The 15,470-nt window shown below is 54.2% G+C and carries 16 protein-coding genes; 6 read left to right on the forward strand and 10 right to left on the reverse strand.

All coding sequences use genetic code 11. From position 1 onward, the window contains the following. Window positions 1-20: 20 nt before the first annotated feature. Window positions 21-566, forward strand: a complete 546-nt coding sequence (gene folE / locus MF6396_RS03945) for a GTP cyclohydrolase I FolE (protein WP_054915843.1) — start codon at window positions 21-23, stop codon at window positions 564-566. A gap of 61 nt (window positions 567-627) precedes the next feature. Continuing rightward, window positions 628-999, forward strand: coding sequence for a glutathione S-transferase N-terminal domain-containing protein (locus MF6396_RS03950; protein WP_043862700.1), 372 nt, complete (start codon window positions 628-630; stop codon window positions 997-999). A gap of 43 nt (window positions 1,000-1,042) precedes the next feature. On the opposite strand, the gene MF6396_RS03955 is transcribed toward MF6396_RS03950, so the two are convergent. After that, window positions 1,043-1,645 carry a glutathione S-transferase family protein gene (locus tag MF6396_RS03955; RefSeq protein ID WP_043862699.1) on the reverse strand — a complete coding sequence of 201 codons (603 nt, stop codon included), beginning with the start codon at window positions 1,643-1,645 and terminating at the stop codon, window positions 1,043-1,045. A gap of 145 nt (window positions 1,646-1,790) precedes the next feature. Here MF6396_RS03955 and MF6396_RS03960 point away from each other — a divergent pair, with 145 nt between their 5' ends. Then, on the forward strand, window positions 1,791-2,984 hold the full coding sequence (locus MF6396_RS03960; protein ID WP_078479755.1) for a benzoate/H(+) symporter BenE family transporter: 1,194 nt from the start codon (window positions 1,791-1,793) through the stop codon (window positions 2,982-2,984). Between the two features lie 38 nt (window positions 2,985-3,022). On the opposite strand, the gene MF6396_RS03965 is transcribed toward MF6396_RS03960, so the two are convergent. Beyond that, the gene (locus MF6396_RS03965; RefSeq protein WP_054915845.1) at window positions 3,023-3,784 is read right to left on the reverse strand and encodes an SDR family oxidoreductase; all 762 of its coding nucleotides are present in this window, start codon (window positions 3,782-3,784) and stop codon (window positions 3,023-3,025) included. A 228-nt stretch (window positions 3,785-4,012) separates the two neighbouring features. Between MF6396_RS03965 and MF6396_RS03970 the strand changes: the two genes are divergently transcribed. Then, the gene (locus tag MF6396_RS03970; protein WP_054915846.1) at window positions 4,013-5,017 is read left to right on the forward strand and encodes an NADP-dependent oxidoreductase; all 1,005 of its coding nucleotides are present in this window, start codon (window positions 4,013-4,015) and stop codon (window positions 5,015-5,017) included. Window positions 5,018-5,089: 72 nt separating this feature from the next. Here the strand turns inward: MF6396_RS03970 and pyrF are convergent, their stop codons facing one another. After that, window positions 5,090-5,791 (reverse strand): orotidine-5'-phosphate decarboxylase, encoded by a 702-nt coding sequence (pyrF, locus tag MF6396_RS03975; RefSeq protein ID WP_054915847.1) that lies wholly within the window; start codon window positions 5,789-5,791, stop codon window positions 5,090-5,092. A gap of 181 nt (window positions 5,792-5,972) precedes the next feature. Between pyrF and MF6396_RS03980 the strand changes: the two genes are divergently transcribed. Beyond that, the gene (locus tag MF6396_RS03980; RefSeq protein WP_078479756.1) at window positions 5,973-6,140 is read left to right on the forward strand and encodes a DUF2897 family protein; all 168 of its coding nucleotides are present in this window, start codon (window positions 5,973-5,975) and stop codon (window positions 6,138-6,140) included. Between the two features lie 107 nt (window positions 6,141-6,247). Here MF6396_RS03980 and MF6396_RS03985 read toward each other — a convergent pair whose 3' ends face one another. Then, window positions 6,248-6,574 (reverse strand): ComEA family DNA-binding protein, encoded by a 327-nt coding sequence (locus MF6396_RS03985; protein ID WP_078479757.1) that lies wholly within the window; start codon window positions 6,572-6,574, stop codon window positions 6,248-6,250. Between the two features lie 195 nt (window positions 6,575-6,769). On the opposite strand from MF6396_RS03985, the gene MF6396_RS03990 reads away from it, so the two are divergent. Next, window positions 6,770-7,609, forward strand: a complete 840-nt coding sequence (locus tag MF6396_RS03990) for a hypothetical protein (RefSeq protein WP_238596409.1) — start codon at window positions 6,770-6,772, stop codon at window positions 7,607-7,609. A gap of 302 nt (window positions 7,610-7,911) precedes the next feature. On the opposite strand, the gene MF6396_RS03995 is transcribed toward MF6396_RS03990, so the two are convergent. The 6 genes from MF6396_RS03995 to gmd all read right to left on the reverse strand — a co-directional run bounded on the left by MF6396_RS03995 (window position 7,912) and on the right by gmd (window position 15,451). Next, window positions 7,912-9,144: an O-antigen ligase family protein gene (locus MF6396_RS03995; protein ID WP_078479759.1), complete on the reverse strand. Its 1,233-nt coding sequence runs from the start codon at window positions 9,142-9,144 to the stop codon at window positions 7,912-7,914. Between the two features lie 35 nt (window positions 9,145-9,179). After that, window positions 9,180-10,565: an undecaprenyl-phosphate glucose phosphotransferase gene (locus MF6396_RS04000; protein WP_078479760.1), complete on the reverse strand. Its 1,386-nt coding sequence runs from the start codon at window positions 10,563-10,565 to the stop codon at window positions 9,180-9,182. Between the two features lie 166 nt (window positions 10,566-10,731). Then, window positions 10,732-11,754, reverse strand: coding sequence for a UDP-glucose 4-epimerase GalE (galE, locus tag MF6396_RS04005; RefSeq protein ID WP_238596410.1), 1,023 nt, complete (start codon window positions 11,752-11,754; stop codon window positions 10,732-10,734). 68 nt (window positions 11,755-11,822) lie between these two features. Further along, the gene (locus tag MF6396_RS04010) at window positions 11,823-13,232 is read right to left on the reverse strand and encodes a mannose-1-phosphate guanylyltransferase/mannose-6-phosphate isomerase (protein ID WP_078479762.1); all 1,410 of its coding nucleotides are present in this window, start codon (window positions 13,230-13,232) and stop codon (window positions 11,823-11,825) included. A gap of 117 nt (window positions 13,233-13,349) precedes the next feature. Next, entirely contained in the window at window positions 13,350-14,321 is a 972-nt protein-coding gene (gene fcl / locus MF6396_RS04015; RefSeq protein WP_146094988.1) for a GDP-L-fucose synthase, read from the reverse strand. A gap of 5 nt (window positions 14,322-14,326) precedes the next feature. Then, window positions 14,327-15,451 (reverse strand): GDP-mannose 4,6-dehydratase, encoded by a 1,125-nt coding sequence (gmd, locus tag MF6396_RS04020; RefSeq protein WP_078479808.1) that lies wholly within the window; start codon window positions 15,449-15,451, stop codon window positions 14,327-14,329. Window positions 15,452-15,470 lie beyond the last annotated feature (19 nt).

Raw genomic sequence — 15,470 nt, forward strand, 5'->3', positions numbered from 1 at the left:
TAAATCCCACAGGTAGATCCATGTCCCTGGAACAGCACTACACCGCGATTCTCGGCCAACTCGGCGAGGATGTTTCCCGCGAGGGCCTGCTCGATACGCCCAAGCGGGCTGCGAAGGCCATGAAGTACCTTTGCCGCGGCTACGACCAAACCCTGGAAGAGGTGACCAACGGCGCCTTGTTCAGCTCCGACAACAGTGAAATGGTCCTGGTCAAGGACATCGAGCTGTACTCGCTGTGCGAACACCACATGCTGCCGTTCATTGGCAAGGCGCATGTCGCCTATATCCCGAGCGGCAAGGTGCTGGGCCTGTCCAAGGTGGCGCGCATCGTCGACATGTACGCTCGCCGCCTGCAGATCCAGGAAAACCTCAGCCGCGAGATCGCCGAGGCGGTTCAGCAGGTGACCGGCGCGCTGGGCGTGGCCGTGGTGATCGAAGCCAAGCACATGTGCATGATGATGCGCGGTGTGGAAAAACAGAATTCGTCGATGATCACCTCGGTGATGCTCGGCGCCTTCCGCGACAATGCTGCCACCCGCAGCGAGTTCCTCAGCCTGATCAAGTAATCGGCCGAGGTTCTGCGAGCCGACCTGCCCAGGTCGGCTTTTTTCATTGTGAGGAGTTGCCATGATCGTCAAAGCACTGCGGGTTGGCCTTGGCCAGCTGATCGTCTTCCTCGACTGGGTCAGCCGCCCGAGCAAGCTCAAGCGTGATGCGGCCGCCCAGGCGAATGTCGAGCAGCAGGCCAAGGGGCTGAGCCTGTATCAGTTTCACGCTTGCCCCTTCTGCGTGAAGACCCGCCGTACACTGCACCGCCTGAACGTGCCGGTGGCACTGCGTGACGCGAAGAACAACGAACAGGATCGCCAGGCCCTGCTGGAGCAAGGCGGCAAGATCAAGGTGCCGTGCCTGCGCATCGAGGAAGACGGCAAGACCACCTGGATGTACGAGTCCAAGGTGATCATCGACTACCTGAACCAGCGGTTCTCGGCGGTCTGACAGCGCTTGGCCGGCAGGGCTGCTTCCTGCCGGCAAAACACCATCAATCGATCATGGGCACATGCCGCGGATGCGAGGCCACGCGTTCCAGCCAGGCGCGAATCTTCGGGTAATCATTCAGCAGGAAGCCGGCTTCGTGGGCCACATGGGTGTAGGCATACAACGCCACATCGGCAATCGAGTACTGGTCACCGACCAGGTAAGGTGTTTCCTGCAACTGTTTCTCCATCACCTTCAGCGCCTTGTGCCCGCCCTTCTGCAACGACTTGTATTCATCGACACGATCTTCGGGCATGCCCAGATAGAACTGGATGAAACGTGCCACGGCAATGTAGGGCTCATGGCTGTACTGCTCGAAGAACTGCCACTGCAGCACTTGCGTACGTAAACGCGGCTCACTCGGCAGGAACAGGCTACCTTCGGCGAGGTAGTTCAGAATGGCGTTGGACTCCCACAGATAACTGCCGTCCTCCAACTCCAGCACCGGCACTTTGCCGTTAGGGTTCTTGACCAGAAACTCAGGGCGCTCGGTCTCGCCATTGAGGATGTTCACGGGACACCATGTGTACGGAATATCAAGCAAGTGCAACATCAGCTTGACCTTGTAGCAGTTGCCCGACTGGTAATCCCCGTAGACCTTGTACATTGTTCCCCCCTCTCCAAAGCTGAAACGAAACCGCCGTCCATAGTTGGCGACTGTACGGTTAAATGCAATGGTTGCTGTATGGCAAAACTCGCCCTATCGCAGCGTAGTCTGAAAAACCCGCTTACACCCGCACAAGGATTACTGCATGCCTGACGCCACCTCTGCGCCAATGCGTCCGCTGGCCGACACCTCCCCCTCGGCGGTGGTCGCCGGTTTCATTGCCATGCTCACGGGCTATACCAGCTCGCTGGTGCTGATGTTCCAGGCGGGCCAGGCGGCCGGCCTGACCACCGCGCAGATTTCCTCGTGGATCTGGGCGCTGTCGATCGGCATGGCGGTATGCAGCATTGGCCTTTCACTGCGTTATCGCACGCCCATCACGGTCGCCTGGTCGACCCCCGGCGCAGCCTTGCTGATCACCAGCCTGGGCGGCGTGAGCTATGGCGAGGCAATCGGCGCCTACATCACCTGCGCCGTACTGGTGGTGATCTGCGGGCTCACAGGCAGTTTCGAACGCCTGGTACGGCGCATTCCGGCATCGCTGGCCGCGGCCCTGCTGGCCGGCATTCTGTTCAAGATCGGCAGCGAGATCTTTGTTGCGGCCCAGCATCGGACCGCCCTGGTGCTGGGGATGTTCTTCAGCTACCTGCTGATCAAGCGGTTGTCGCCGCGCTATGCGGTACTGACCGCGCTGGTGGTGGGCACCGCGATCGCCGCAGTGATGGGGTTGCTGGACTTCAGCGGCTTCCACCTGGAGGTGGCGACACCGGTATGGACCACGCCGTCGTTCTCGCTGGCCGCGACCATCAGCATCGGCATCCCCCTGTTCGTGGTGGCGATGACTTCACAAAACATGCCGGGTGTGGCGGTGCTGCGTGCGGACGGGTACCAGGTACCTGCCTCGCCGCTGATTTCAGTGACGGGCCTGGCCTCGCTGCTGCTGGCCCCGTTCGGCTCGCACGGCATCAACCTGGCGGCCATCAGCGCCGCGATCTGTACCGGGCCGCATGCCCATGAAGATCCGAGCAAGCGGTACACCGCGGCGGTCTGGTGCGGGATTTTCTATGGCATTGCCGGCGTGTTCGGCGCCACCCTGGCGGCACTGTTCGCCGCGTTGCCCAAGGAGCTGGTGCTGTCGATTGCCGCACTGGCGCTGTTCGGCTCGATCATGAACGGCCTGACGGTCGCGATGAGCGAGGCCAGGGAGCGCGAGGCGGCCTTGATCACATTCATGGTCACGGCCTCGGGCTTTACCCTGTTCTCGATCGGCTCGGCGTTCTGGGGGATTGTGGCGGGGGTACTGACGCTGATGATCCTGAACTGGCGCAAGCCTGCCTGATCGACACGGGAGGGCCTGGCCCTCCCCTGCCCCACCCGCTAGATAGCGGTGGCACCACCATCGATTGCCAGAGCCTGGCCAGTGGTGAATGCCGCACCGTCGCTGCACAGGTACAGGACCGCTGCAGCGACTTCCTCGACCTTGCCCACGCGGCCGACCGGGTGCATGGCGGCGGCGTATTCAGCCTTGCGTGGATCGGCCTCGTAGGCACGGCGGAACATGTCGGTGTCGATCACCGCCGGGCACACCGCATTCACCCGGATCAGTTTCTTGGCGTACTCGATGGCGGCCGACTTGGTGAGCCCGATCACGGCATGCTTGGATGCGCTGTAGATGCTCATCTTGGGCGCAGCCCCCAGGCCGGCGACCGATGCGGTGTTGACGATCGCACCGCCGCCCTGGGCGAGCATCAGCGGCAACTGGTGCTTCATGCACAGCCACACGCCCTTGACGTTGACGCCCATGATCGCATCGAATTCGGCTTCGCTGCCGTCGGCCAGGCGCCCCTGCTCGATTTCTATACCGGCATTGTTGAAGGCGTAGTCCAGACGACCGTATGCCTCGACAGTGCGCGCCATCAACTGCTGCACGTCCTGCTCGCGGGTAACGTTGCAAGGTACGAACAGTGCCTGGCCGCCGGCGGCCTGAATCAACCCGACCGTGTGTTCGCCACCGGCGACGTCCAGGTCTGCCACCACGACCTTCAGGCCTTGTGCGGCGAATGCCAGCGCCGTGGCCCGGCCGATGCCGGCGCCGGCCCCGGTGACCAGGGCAACCTGGCCGGAAAAAGTCATGCTCATCGATAACTCCCGCAACGTAGTGAGGACAATGGCGGGAGTCTAGTCATCGGCGGTGGCTCCTGGGCAGCATCATCAGGCACGCAGTGAACACACCATCGAACCGGGTGATTTTAGCTGCTAGGCTCAATCATCCAGATGGATCAATCACCATTCGCCACAAGGCTGGACCTTGCCGATTTGCCGATGCAGGCCTATCAACAGGGTTTGCCTTCCAGAGAGAACCTTGCCATGACTGACAGGACCAACCGCCGATTCCTGCTTGCCAAGCGCCCCACCGGGGCAGTGACACGTGATGACTTTACCTTTGAAACCGTGCCTGTGAGCGAGCCTGTCGAGGGACAGGTAGTGGTGAAGAACCTGTACCTGTCGCTGGACCCGGCCATGCGCGGGTGGATGAACGAGGGCAAGTCCTACATTGCGCCTGTAGGTATCGGCGAGGTCATGCGAGCACTGGGTGTCGGTGAAGTGGTGGCGTCCAGGCACCCTGACTATGCCGTGGGTGATACGGTGAGCGGAGCCCTTGGTGTACAGGATTACTTCATTGGCGAGCCCAAGGGCCTGCATAAGGTCGACCCTAGGCTGGTACCGTTGCCACGCTATCTCTCCGCCCTGGGCATGACCGGAATGACGGCCTACTTTGCCCTGCTGGAAGTGGGTGAGCCCAAGACGGGCGAAACCGTGGTGATCTCGGGTGCAGCGGGAGCGGTCGGCAGCATTGCCGGGCAGATCGCCAAGCTCAAGGGCTGTCGTGTGGTCGGGATTGCCGGCGGCGAGCAGAAATGCCGCTACCTGGTCGATGAACTGGGCTTTGACGGGGTTATCGACTACAAGGCCGAAGACGTACTGGAGGGACTCAAGCGCGAGTGCCCAAAAGGGGTGGATGTGTACTTCGACAACGTCGGCGGGGACATCCTCGATGCAGTGCTCAGTCGCCTGAATTTCAAGGCGCGGGTGGTGATCTGTGGTGCCATCAGCCAGTACAACAACAAGCAGGCGGTCAAGGGCCCGGCCAACTACCTGTCGCTGCTGGTAAACCGCGCGCGCATGGAAGGTTTCGTGGTGATGGACCATGTGGCCAAGTACGGCACCGCAGGCAACGAAATTGCCGGCTGGCTGGCCAGCGGCAAGCTCAAGAGCAAGGAGGATGTTGTCGAGGGGCTGGAGACCTTTCCCGAAGCGCTGCTGAAGCTGTTCAGCGGGGAAAACTTTGGCAAGCTGGTGTTGAAGGTATAAGGGGAACGACTTCGCCAGCAAGGCCGGCTCCTCCTTGTAGGAGCCAGCCTTGCTGGCGAAAAACCGGGTCGCTTAGCCGCGAATTTCGGCTACCACTGCAGCCAGCGCTTGAGCAGGGTCAGCCGCCTGGCTGATCGGGCGACCGATTACCAGGTAGTCGGAGCCGGCGTCCAGCGCCTGGCGCGGGGTAAGGATACGACGCTGATCGTCCAGGGCGCTGCCGGCAGGACGAATGCCCGGAGTCACCAGCTGCAACGACGGGTGCGCGGCCTTCAGGGCCGGGGCTTCCAGGGCGGAGCACACCAGGCCGTCCATGCCGGCCTTCTCGGCCAGGGCGGCCAGTCGCAGCACCTGCTCCTGCGGCTCGATGTCCAGGCCAATACCGGCGAGGTCTTCACGCTCCATGCTGGTCAGCACGGTCACACCGATCAACAGCGGCTGTGGCCCGCTGCGCTGGTCCAGCACGTCGCGACAGGCCGCCATCATGCGCAGGCCGCCAGAGCAGTGCACGTTGACCATCCACACGCCCATTTCGGCTGCGGCCTTCACGGCCATGGCGGTGGTGTTGGGGATATCGTGGAACTTGAGGTCCAGGAACACTTCGAAGCCCTTTTCACACAGGGTTTCAACGATGCCCGACGCACTGCTGGTGAACAGCTCCTTGCCGACCTTGACCCGACACAGCGCGGGGTCCAGCTGATCGGCCAGTTTCAGGGCGGCGTCACGGGTAGGGAAATCCAGGGCGACGATGATAGGCGTCTGACAGGCGGACATGGGCAGGCTCTCTGGGCAAGTCGAAATCGGCGCGCATTGTAGCCGATGCGCAGTGCCAATGGGGGCCGGTGATCGCGAATTCGCCCCCAGGTGGTGGGCCTCTTATACTTGAACCATCGACGCTCGTGTCGAGTCCAACATCACAGAGGCGGCGCCATTCGCCGTCGATAAGGAGAAGCTCATGCCCTGGTATGCCTGGTTGATCTTGCTGGTTGCCATCGGCTCGATTGTCGGTGGCTTGATGATGCTGCGTGATACGGCGAAGAAGCTGCCCTTGACCGAAGAGCAACTCAAGCGCGTGCATGAGCGCAATGCCGAAGCCGATGCCAAGGACGCGCAAGACCGATAAGCGTGGCGCTTCCCCGCCTTCTGCAGGCGCCGGCATTGCCGGCGATGAGCCCATGCCATTTGATGATAAAAACGGATCGAGCATTGCCCGACCCGCCCCTCCTCAGGTCACTTGACCGCCAGTTTGTCCCGGTTGCGCTCGATCAGCGCCTGGCCGATCCCCTTCACCTCCAGCAACTCATCCACTGACTCGAACGCGCCGTTGGCTTCGCGGTAGGCCACGATCGCTTCAGCCTTGGCCTTGCCGATACCTGCGAGCGACGACTGCAGTGTCGCCGCATCGGCAGTGTTCAGGTTGACGGTGGTTGAGGCGAGCGCTGCGCTGACTGTAGTGACTGGCAAGTCGCCCGCGGCCTTGGTGGCCGCCGCAAACGACGGCAGCGAGAGCGCGCTGAGCAGCGCGAGCAGCAGAGAAACAAGAAAGGTATTGCGCATAACGGTGGCACTCCTTGGTGTGTGAGCTTGCTAAGGCAGCGATTCCTTGGCTGCCTGTAAAACCTAGCGGCTCAAGAACAACTGATCCACAGTCAAGGTCAAAAGGATTCAAACAAGATGTGAAAGAAATGTAAAAATGTGTAGGAAATGTTACCGTTTTGGCCGTCGAAAAACTCTTACACGGGATGTGCAGCGGTGCGCGAAGGGAAGAACAAGCTGGTTGATGGATTTCCGTTTACATTCAAGCATCATCGCTCGACAGTTCATCTGAACGCGCCTGTGAGCACTGCGCTGGCGGCAACGCTTACGCTGTTGCTTGGCCAGGAACGCCCGTCAAACCGGACAAGCGCGCCACTATCTACAGGCGATAGCCCATTGTTTGCCAAGCGCCAAGCGATTGAGACCCTCCCAAAGAGGATCCGCTTTACGCGCGGTACCCGCAAAAGCTGTGGCATGTTCGACTGGCCAATCGAAGAGCTGATAAACACTGCGGAAGCGCACCGCCGCGGCGCGAGTGTGCCCGGCGTGGTTGGCTATGGGTATACCAGGTCACGCATGGGGTTGATGAATGACTTCGTCATCATCACAGAACTGTTGCAGAACTACACAGACGGCTATCAGTGGATACTCGCCAAGCCTGAAGAAGTGGAGCGGGTGATCGGTGCGGCGTTCGAGTTGTTGCTTTCGCTGAACAGCAGCGGGATCTATCACATGGATCTATGGGCGGCGAATGTAATGATGTGTAACGACGGGGTGGGGGCAACGCATGCGATCGATTTAGAGAATTGCTTTGCCGCCGCACCACGGTTTTTGAGTGAAACCCTGGGCTTTCAACTGGGGTTCTTCTATCGCAGAGAGGTAGGGGGGCTGGTTGGGGAGTCGGCGTACGACGCTTTAGTAGCGCGAGCCCTGGAAACCTGCGAGGGGATTAATCGGGAACGATTTCATGCTGTGTACCAAATGGCCAAGCACCATCATATTGGTCGCAAGGAACGACGGGATATTTTTTTGAGTGGGCGAGTGGTATTGGGGTGACGACGGGGCGCAGCCCCGCGTGACCATTCTTTTTGCGCGATCAAATCTTTATAGAGCCGGAGAGCGGAGATGGCATAATTCAGGAATACGGTAATAGTCGGTGAGTGGGTGACTTATGAGCAATCTGACGGAATTTAGGCCACTACCCGTCTCGGAGCTATAGCGGTAGCTCGAATATTAATTGAATCAATAAATTCTACCTCCTTACATCACTAATACCCCCAATGGGGATACCCTATACAAACGCCCGTCAAAAGACGGGCATTTGTTTGAGCCATTTGTTACACCATCCTTCTCTACAATTAGGGGTTGTGATTGTGCATCGTCGAGCGCCACGAGACCGCTAACAAAATTGCAATCGGAAGCCAGAATACGGTCCAGTAATCTCCTGGGCGAGTAAAGACTCGTTCGACATCTGTCATCATGGAAATCAGCGCGAAAATCAACGCAGGTGTCGCTAGACGCACCCACTTATCTTTGCGTAACTTCAACGCTTTGTAGGCGACTCCTAACAGTCCGGCAGCCATCAAAGCAAGCGAAATCAGACCACTATCATATACCTGTTGAAAATAAAGACTGTGTGCATGGGGAGAAATCAAATCCCGGTCAGGCCAAACATAATTAAATGGTGTTCCCAAACCATGCCCCACCAACCAATGTCCCGGCATGGTTGAAAAAAAGTAATCCCATATCGGGCCACGGCCAGACAACTGACGTTTAGTGACCTCAAATATTAAATTATCCCACCACATAAACGTCGCTATCGCCGCAAGAATTGCACTTCCCACAAAGAACAACCAGCCACGGCGAGAGTTTTGCAATATTACAACAGCTAGGCAGCTCGCGGCCACGCCGAACCATGCCCCGCGGGTATAGGTCAACAACACATAAATCACAAGTATGCAAAAAGCTAACAGCCAAAAAGCACAGGAAAGTATATTCCTTCTTCTATCTAATGCAAAACCCAATGCCCACGTTGCTGCCGCACCATGAAAAATACCTGCTGCTACGGGCCAGCCATAATTTGCAAAGTCCCGTATCCCCGACCGGTCGATTCGGAATGCCCGATAGGCAAGCGGTTGCTCCAATACCAAAAACTGATAAATTAAACTAACCAATGCTCCAAGCGTGATCATGGCGACACCTGCCATCAATACACGCAGTAACGTCGACTCATCACGGCGCATGAACAGTAGAATCGATACCAAATAAAGGGCAATGAATAAGCCACGCTTCATCAAGGAAAATGCTGGGTCTTCTGAACCCGTTGACCAGAGAACGCTAATCGCTCCCCAGAGCAAAAAGCACATCCAAGGAAGATACTCCCAACTGAAAGCAGAAAACGCCCTTCGAAAAGCAATGTCCAAGAAAAAAATGGCGGCAGGCAACAGCAGCCAGATGTAAACCTGAGTATTTTGAGCACTGTTTGACTCTAGCCAAACCTTTCCGCTCAGCTGAACAAACAAACCAATTGCTAATATCCAAACAACACTTCGCGACCAAAACGAACTGCCTCTATTCTGTTTCAAATCCATGCTGCCGCCTTCCCAAAGTTCCCGATAAACCGCTATCAAAAAGCATTCTTATTGATAAAACCCTTGAGCGCCGTGAGAAATATTATTCTTACATCCAACGAAAGCGACCAATTGTCAATATACCAGAGGTCAAACTCCACGCGCTTCTGCATTTTCTCCAGCGTATCAGTCTCCCCTCTATATCCGCTTACCTGTGCCCACCCGGTAATGCCTGGCTTGACTTTGTGTCTCTGCATGTAAGACTCAACCAGATCTTTATAATATTCATTGTGCGCCAGCGCATGTGGGCGCGGACCGACAATCGACATGCGCCCCTGCAGGACGTTGAAGAATTGAGGCAGTTCATCAAGGCTGGTACGACGCAAGAACGCACCCACACGGGTCACTCGCGCGTCATTACGCTTAGCTTGGGTCAATGTTCCGCTATTTTCGTCGTGCACAACCATGGAACGAAACTTGTAAACCTTGAATCGTTTACCGTTGATCCCCATCCGCATCTGTTTGAACAGAACGGGACCTGGAGAGGTAACCTTTATTACCAGTCCAATGATCATACATAGCGGCAGAATCATCAGACTGATCAGGCCACCAATCAGGACGTCTTCCAATCTTTTAATAACTCGTGCAGGGCCATCCATCGGGCTGCAACTTAAGTCTAAAGAGTAAACACCTGCAATGCGGCTGACCTTGTGATTCAGCAAGGGTATATCACCCCACTCGGGTATAAATCGCACAGCAACGGTGTAGTGGCGCAGTGCATAGAGAATAGAGCGCACAGCACCGCCTTCGCTCAGCGGCAAGCACAACCAAACTTCATGAACGCCATGCTCATTAACTTTTTCGACTAATGTCTCCAGCCATTGACCGCCAGCATTGTACGTCAAGTTTTTCTCAACTTTGAATCCGTACTCCCCCAGAGCTTGACCTGCATTCAGTTGCCCTGCAGACTCGCCCCCCGAGTCCACCAGCAATACTGACTTGAGATTCATTCCGGATGAACGCAACTGCCTAAGAAGGAAAAAAACAAAGACTCTTAACAAGAGACACAGCGAACCACCAATAACCAATATCGCAGTGAACCAGATACGAGAATAGTTTTCAGACAACTTCAAAAAAAAGGTAAGGGATAAAATAATTCCAGTAGCGGCTAGCCAGCACATTAATAAGACACTAAACTGCCGGGCGAAGGAATACCCCCTTTGCGATCCATACACACCACCAAACGACATACATAACACCACGACAACACTGGTAACCAGGGTCGCCGTACTGTATCGACCGCTCATTTCAAATGAGTTATAACGATACCAATAGGCCAGCACGCCAGCTATTACAACCACACCCAAGTCAAGCAGAGCGACAAATAAGGGTACAGGATAGCGCTCTGCAAATGTTGGATGGTAACGCTGAATGACTTGCATGTTATCTTATAACCCTAAGATATAGATTTTTTATAAAAAAATAAAAAATACAAATTCTATAAATTACAAACGCTCGCTGACTACCTAGCTGTCCAAATGCCCTAAGGATTCAGGCACACCCAGCCTTGTACGGAAACGTCGCGAGTAGATCATGTTCACCATGAATCTAACGACGGTATCCGTTAGGGTTATTTTTTTGCCACCTCCATGCATCTTTCATCATTTCCTCTAAGCCTCGTTCCGCTCGCCAGCCTAGCTCATTTTCCGCCTTCGAGACATCTGCCCAACATTCTGCGATGTCACCGGGGCGGCGAGCCGTCACACTATAGGGTATTACCAGACCACTGGCAGCCTGAAATGCATCGAGCAGCTCAAGGACGCTGTAGCCTTTGCCCGAGCCAAAATTCCAAATATGAAAACCTGCACGCAACTCAATGGCTTGAAGTGCCTTGAGGTGGCCATTCGCAAGGTCTACAACATGCACATAGTCACGCACCCCAGTGCCGTCGCGGGTCGGGTAATCGTTGCCAAATACTTTCAGCTCAGCAAGCTTGCCAATAGCCACTTGGCCAAGGTAGGGCACGAGATTATTGGGAATACCCAAAGGGTCCTCACCAATCAACCCGCTAGTGTGTGCACCGACAGGATTAAAGTAACGAACAGTGGCGATACTCCATCGACTGTCGGCCTTGGCCATATCCGACAATATCTCCTCGACCATCAGTTTTGATCGACCATATGGATTGGTAGGGGTAGCGATGGGAGTAAGCTCACTCAGTGGCATGCGCCCTGAATCCCCATAAACCGTGGCAGATGAACTGAAGACCAGACGAAAAACGCCCGCTTTATACATGGAGTTGAATAAACTCACACTCCCAGAGACATTATTAGAAAAGTACTTAATCGGTGATTTTACGCTTTCACCTACCGATTTTACTCCGGCACAGTGAATCACTGATTCAATCTGATACGTTGCGAAGAGACGATCCAAAACCTTGGCATCACAGATGTCACCTTTTACAAAAAAAGGTGCTGCACCCGTATAGCTCCCCACACGCTCTATTGACTCGACAGAAGCGTTTGAAAGATCATCCAACACCACAACATTCAAACCACTTTCCAGCAGCGACAGGACAATATGAGAGCCTATGTAACCAGCTCCGCCGGTTACTAGAATATATTTCCCCACGCCTGTCTCCCTACCTTTTTTCATAGTTTTATCTTGATGGCTCTCTACGCAGCATGATACGTATATCACTATACGCGACCATACTTGTCTTCAAATCGCACGATGTCATTTTCACCCAAATAAGAGCCCGATTGAACCTCAATCAACTCCAGCGGAATGACGCCTGGATTCTCCAAGGCATGGACCTGGCCAATGGGTATGAAAGTCGATTGATTTTCGGTCACAAGGTACACTTTTTCGCCATTCGTGACTTTAGCTGTGCCACTGACAACAATCCAATGTTCCGCACGGTGATGATGCATCTGAACCGAAAGCTTGGCGCCCGGCTTGACGGTAATCCGCTTGACCTGATACCTGTGGCCTGCGTCAACGGAGTCATACACGCCCCAAGGGCGGTACACCTCACGATGATTGACGTGTTCATTGCGGCCCGACGACTTTAATCTGGAAATCAGGGTTTTAACATCTTGCGCACAAGACTTATCAGCGATCAGTACCGCATCCTTGGTCTCAACGATAACTAAATCCTTGACACCAAGCGTCGCGACTAGCCGATGGTCAGAGTGAATATAGCTGTCGGACGTCGCCTCGCAAATAACGTCACCCTTGCTCACATTCCCCCATTCATCTTTGCTCCCCAACTCCCAAAGTGCGGACCACGACCCGACATCACACCAGCCTGCGTCCAATGTAACCATCACGGCTTGATCAGTATGTTCCATAACAGCGTAGTCAATGGACTCATCAGGGCATTCCAGGAACGCTTCTTTGTCTACCCGTGTAAAATATAGATCCTGCGCACCTTTCGACAGCGATAAACGACAGGCTTCAAGAATATCTGGTCTGAATATTTCGAGCTCTTCCAGGTAACGTTTTGCTCGGAACATGAACATTCCACTGTTCCAATAATGCAAGCCTCCCGCCACATAGGTCTCTGCTGTTGAGATATCTGGTTTCTCTACAAACGCGTCGACAAGGAACCCACTTTCCCCAATGGACTTCCCCTTCTTGATATAACCATATCCCGTTTCCGGCTTGATCGGGACAATTCCAAACGTCACCAACTTTCCCGCCACCGCATGAGCAACAGCAGTGTTCAAAGCACCTTGGAAAGCGTTTATATCTTGAATAAAGTGATCTGCTGCCAACACCAGCAGTATGGGATCTTCTTCCTGATTGCATAAGTTCAAGGCGGCAAGCGCTATAGCGGGAGCTGTATTACGACCTTCTGGCTCAAGAATTATATTTGATTGTTCCAAGCCAATTTGGCGTAACTGTTCTGCCGCCAGAAACCGATGCTGTTCATTGCATATAATTAACGGCGGTGCCATCTCCACGCCTTTCAATCGCTGACACGTATCCTGCAGCATTGAAATGTTCTCTTTCACCAACGGTATAAACTGTTTTGGGTGAAGCTCACGTGACAATGGCCACAACCTGGACCCGTAACCACCCGCTATAACGACAGCATGTAACATAATAGATTCCTACGCTATGAAATCAAACTAGAAGCATAAACCTCTGTCATCCTACATAGTCATCAGAAACTCATAAAATAGCCCGCGCCTTCCAGCGCGGGGACATCGAAAATCCCCTCAACCCCTCACGGAGTCAATATTTTCCACGTACCATCTGTAAGCATCACGCAATCCATCTTCCAACGTGATTCGAGCTTTCCACCCCAACGATTGTATTCGTTGAACATCGAGCAACTTTCTGGGCGCACCATCTGGCTTAGAGGTATCAAACACAAGCCTGCCAGAGAAGCCCGTCACTTTGGCAAGTGTCTGCGCAAGCTCACGTATTGTGCAATCGACGCCTGTTCCAACGTTGATATGAGACAGCATATCCTGTGTTGCACCTTGATACTGCTGCCTGTCTAACTCCATCACATGCACACATGCTGCTGCCATGTCATCAACGTGTAAAAATTCCCGCATCGGACTACCACTTCCCCAGATGGAGATTTCGTCGTCCTGTCGCACTACAGCCTCGTGATAACGTCGAAGCAAGGCGGGAATCACGTGGCTATTCAGCGGGTGATAGTTATCATTAGGACCATATAGATTTGTCGGCATGACGCTGCGATAGTTTCTACCGTGTTGACGATTGTAACTTTCGCATAACTTTATTCCCGCAATCTTTGAAATAGCATAAGGCTCATTCGTCGACTCTAACGCACCGGCTAACAATGCCTCTTCGTTCATCGGCTGCGGCGCATGCTTTGGATAGATGCATGAGGAGCCTAAAAACAACAGGTTCTGCACATTATTATTATGCGCCGCACTTATAACATTCGCCTCGATCATTAAATTATCGTATATAAAATCAGCAGGGTATGTGTTGTTAGCGTGAATACCGCCAACTTTAGCTGCTGCAAGATAAACCTGATCAATTTGGTTTTCCGCGAAAAACTGTTGAACTGCGCGCTGGTCAACCAAATTCAGTTCATCTTTCGTTGCAGTCAGTATGTTGACGTAGCCTCGTTCAACCAACTGTCTTACGATCGCTGCGCCCACCATACCCCGATGACCAGCAACAAATATTTTCTGATCGAAATTCTGCATTATTTCTAGTTCTCCACTGCCACAGAAACGTCATATCCGTGCTGTTTCAGCAGCGCGTGCCGTTGGGCAATCTTCAAATCTTCCGAAACCATCTCCGCGCACATCTCTTGCACCGTTATTTCTGGAACCCATCCCAGCTTCTCTTTGGCCTTGGTAGGGTCCCCGAGAAGCGTTTCAACTTCGGTCGGCCGGAAATAACGAGGGTCCACACGCACAATGATATCCCCCACCTTGAGAGCCGGGGAGTGAGTACCATCAATTTTTTCGACAATCGCACGCTCCTCAATGCCTTCCCCTTCAAACCTGAGGGTCACACCGAGCTCTTCTGCCGACCATCGAATGAAATCTCGCACCGAATACTGAACACCGGTAGCAATTACAAAATCATCAGCTACATCCTGTTGCAACATCATCCATTGCATACGCACGTAATCCTTGGCATGCCCCCAATCGCGCAAGGCGTTGAGATTACCGAGGAACAAACATTGCTCCAATCCCAATGCGATATTCGCCAAGGCTCTGGTAATCTTGCGTGTCACGAAAGTTTCACCACGCCGGGGAGACTCATGATTGAACAGGATACCGTTACATGCGTACATACCATAGGCTTCACGATAGTTTACCGTTGCCCAGTAGGCGTACAGTTTGGCCACTGCGTAGGGGGAGCGTGGGTAAAAAGGCGTTGTTTCCTTCTGCGGTGTTTCTTGCACCAGCCCGTACAGCTCAGACGTCGACGCCTGGTAGAAACGTGTCTTCTTTTCGAGCCCCAAAAGTCGGATGGCTTCAAGAATACGCAATGTTCCTATAGCATCGACGTCAGCTGTATACTCTGGAGACTCAAAGCTAACCGCCACATGTGATTGCGCACCGAGGTTGTATACTTCGTCAGGCTGAATATCTTGAATGATACGGGTTAGGTTAGACGAATCCGTCAAGTCGCCATAGTGCAGTACAAAGTTTCGGTTATCGACATGCGGATCTTGATAGATATGATCAATACGTTGCGTGTTAAAAGAAGAGGCACGACGCTTCAGGCCATGAACTTCATAGCCTTTTTCGAGCAAGAACTCAGCGAGGTACGATCCATCTTGCCCCGTTACACCGGTAATAAGCGCCTTCTTTTTGTTCATTTTTCCATCCTGATCAATC

The sequence above is a fragment of the Pseudomonas sp. MF6396 genome, assembly GCF_002018915.1.
GTDB classification, from domain to species: Bacteria; Pseudomonadota; Gammaproteobacteria; order Pseudomonadales; family Pseudomonadaceae; genus Aquipseudomonas; species Aquipseudomonas palmensis.

What these genes read in the sequence shown, in the direction of transcription:
- folE (WP_054915843.1), top strand. Translation starts at nt 21, where the DNA reads ATGTCCCTGGAACAGCACTACACCGCGATTCTCGGCCAACTCGGCGAG.
- MF6396_RS03950 (WP_043862700.1), top strand. Translation starts at nt 628, where the DNA reads ATGATCGTCAAAGCACTGCGGGTTGGCCTTGGCCAGCTGATCGTCTTC.
- MF6396_RS03955 (WP_043862699.1), bottom strand. Translation starts at nt 1,645, where the DNA reads ATGTACAAGGTCTACGGGGATTACCAGTCGGGCAACTGCTACAAGGTC.
- MF6396_RS03960 (WP_078479755.1), top strand. Translation starts at nt 1,791, where the DNA reads ATGCCTGACGCCACCTCTGCGCCAATGCGTCCGCTGGCCGACACCTCC.
- MF6396_RS03965 (WP_054915845.1), bottom strand. Translation starts at nt 3,784, where the DNA reads ATGAGCATGACTTTTTCCGGCCAGGTTGCCCTGGTCACCGGGGCCGGC.
- MF6396_RS03970 (WP_054915846.1), top strand. Translation starts at nt 4,013, where the DNA reads ATGACTGACAGGACCAACCGCCGATTCCTGCTTGCCAAGCGCCCCACC.
- pyrF (WP_054915847.1), bottom strand. Translation starts at nt 5,791, where the DNA reads ATGTCCGCCTGTCAGACGCCTATCATCGTCGCCCTGGATTTCCCTACC.
- MF6396_RS03980 (WP_078479756.1), top strand. Translation starts at nt 5,973, where the DNA reads ATGCCCTGGTATGCCTGGTTGATCTTGCTGGTTGCCATCGGCTCGATT.
- MF6396_RS03985 (WP_078479757.1), bottom strand. Translation starts at nt 6,574, where the DNA reads ATGCGCAATACCTTTCTTGTTTCTCTGCTGCTCGCGCTGCTCAGCGCG.
- MF6396_RS03995 (WP_078479759.1), bottom strand. Translation starts at nt 9,144, where the DNA reads ATGGATTTGAAACAGAATAGAGGCAGTTCGTTTTGGTCGCGAAGTGTT.
- MF6396_RS04000 (WP_078479760.1), bottom strand. Translation starts at nt 10,565, where the DNA reads ATGCAAGTCATTCAGCGTTACCATCCAACATTTGCAGAGCGCTATCCT.
- MF6396_RS04010 (WP_078479762.1), bottom strand. Translation starts at nt 13,232, where the DNA reads ATGTTACATGCTGTCGTTATAGCGGGTGGTTACGGGTCCAGGTTGTGG.
- fcl (WP_146094988.1), bottom strand. Translation starts at nt 14,321, where the DNA reads ATGCAGAATTTCGATCAGAAAATATTTGTTGCTGGTCATCGGGGTATG.
- gmd (WP_078479808.1), bottom strand. Translation starts at nt 15,451, where the DNA reads ATGAACAAAAAGAAGGCGCTTATTACCGGTGTAACGGGGCAAGATGGA.